Origin of the sequence: uncultured Clostridium sp., from assembly GCF_934754915.1 — a bacterium.
Classification (GTDB): domain Bacteria; phylum Bacillota; class Clostridia; order Clostridiales; family Clostridiaceae; genus Clostridium.
Genome location: NZ_CAKVKB010000319.1, coordinates 1 through 1,929 on the forward strand (window position 1 = coordinate 1; position 1,929 = coordinate 1,929).

3 protein-coding genes are annotated in these 1,929 nt (G+C 28.9%); 2 read left to right on the forward strand and 1 reads right to left on the reverse strand.

The window, feature by feature from the left end:
- Nucleotides 1-100: 100 nt before the first annotated feature.
- Nucleotides 101-457, reverse strand: a complete 357-nt coding sequence (locus Q0F58_RS19300; RefSeq protein ID WP_294379697.1) for a helix-turn-helix domain-containing protein — start codon at nucleotides 455-457, stop codon at nucleotides 101-103.
- Nucleotides 458-610: 153 nt separating this feature from the next.
- Here Q0F58_RS19300 and Q0F58_RS19305 point away from each other — a divergent pair, with 153 nt between their 5' ends.
- Both Q0F58_RS19305 and Q0F58_RS19310 read left to right on the forward strand, forming a co-directional pair.
- Nucleotides 611-952: a helix-turn-helix domain-containing protein gene (locus Q0F58_RS19305; protein ID WP_294379699.1), complete on the forward strand. Its 342-nt coding sequence runs from the start codon at nucleotides 611-613 to the stop codon at nucleotides 950-952.
- A gap of 21 nt (nucleotides 953-973) precedes the next feature.
- Nucleotides 974-1,135 (forward strand): hypothetical protein, encoded by a 162-nt coding sequence (locus Q0F58_RS19310; protein WP_294379701.1) that lies wholly within the window; start codon nucleotides 974-976, stop codon nucleotides 1,133-1,135.
- Nucleotides 1,136-1,929: the final 794 nt, after the last annotated feature.

Below are 1,929 nucleotides of genomic sequence, written 5' to 3' on the forward strand. Positions count from 1 at the left end.
CCTATAACTGTGTATTTCATTGATAAAATCTCCTTTCATTAAAAATTATTAATATTAACTATATAATATCTGCATAAAGCAGCTATTACCTTACACCGTATCACCCATTATCATTTTTTCGTCTTTTATCCATTTCATATTCTAAAAGTACTCTGGCTCTTTCCAGTACTCTTACTTTATTTAAGTGTGACAATTTATTATATATCTGAATAAGCTCATATTCATCTGAATCTAAACTTAATTCATTTTCATTTAATATTCCTAATATATAATCAATACTTACCTTATATATTTCAGATATCTTTTTTAAGGTGCATAAATTTGGTTCTAAATCATCATTTTCATATTTTGTTATATTTGTTCTTGATATACCCATTTCAGTTGCTACTTGCTTTTGGGTTTTACCAATTTTCTTTCTTGCTTCTTTTAATTTATTTCCAATAACATAATCATTCATTATATCACCTAAACTTAAAAAACATCACCTACTAATACATCTTATAAGATGTATTTATATCTATATTATACACCTTTTCGGACAATTGTCAATGCATTTTAAAAGATATATAATATATTTTAGTGAAAGAAACAAATCAAAGGAGAAATCTTTATGAATTATATACAAAAATTAGTCAAAATAAGAAAAGAAAAAAATATTTCTCAATCTGATATTGCTAAAATTTTAAATACTACCCAACAGCAAGTAAGCAAATATGAAAATGAAAAACAAGAAATGCCGATAAGACATTTAATAACTATTGCAAAAGAATTGAATATTTCAACAGATTATATATTAGGCTTGGAAATAAAAAAAGAAAAAAATTTTACAGAAGAAGAAGAATATATATTAAGTTTATACAACGGATTATCAGTTCCAAATAAAAGAGAGGTAGAGGATTTAGCTAAAAAATTAGGAGAAGAACAAGCAAAGCGAAAAGAAAAAATATCATAATAATAAAAGGAGGTTTAAAAAGTGAATGAAATTATAAACAATGGAATCAATAGCATTATAGAAACAGTTGATGTATTGTCAAATACAGACTGGACATATGCATATATAATCATTGGTGCTATAGCTTTAGGAAAATTTATAGGATATCTGCCCAAAATAATAAATAAAATGATATGGGGATAAAGATTATATCTGTATAAAGACAGATTATATCTGTTTATAATATGACATATACAGATATAGCCTGTATAAAAACAGATTATACTTAAAAAGAGGCAGTAAAAAAACTACCTCTTGACATATTTTTTATTTGATTGTATAATATAAATAAAAGAAGGCACTGCAAGTAAGCGGTTAGCCCCGAAATTATAAGTTAAGAAATAACCGTAACTTTGTCAGGGTTGGCGGTTATTTCTTTTTGTTGTCTTTGTAAAGCTCATAGAGAAACGAGCAAAGAGCTGAAAGTGAGCCGATGCAGGTTATAAAGTCAATGAAACTCATAGGACAAAGCCCCCTTTCAGGGGCATTATTAACCGCCTACCGTTTATGCAGTGCCATAATTTTATTATATATTATAAGTCTAATCTTGTCAAGAAATAAAATATATCGTTTTATTCTTTTTATTATCTTATACACATCATAATGAAAGGGGGGCGGCTAACGCCGCTCCCCCTGTTCTGGTTCAGTGACAAACCTCTCTAAATTTGGCTTGCACTGAATTTTTTATCGCTAACAATCGAGTCGTCTTTTTATTACTTACTTAGAACTACAAGAAAGGGCAGTGGGGGGATCCCCCACACCCCCCTTTGTTCCGGTTGTAAGCCAATTTTTTTAACGCTCCTACGTCGCTAAAAATTGTCTTCCAACTCGGCTGAAAATTAACATTTTTTTTAATTTCCAAATCTGAAATTGTATGATACTGATATCTTTAAAAACTTTCCTCAAAGACCTCTTTACAATTCGGCGACTTTTCTGGA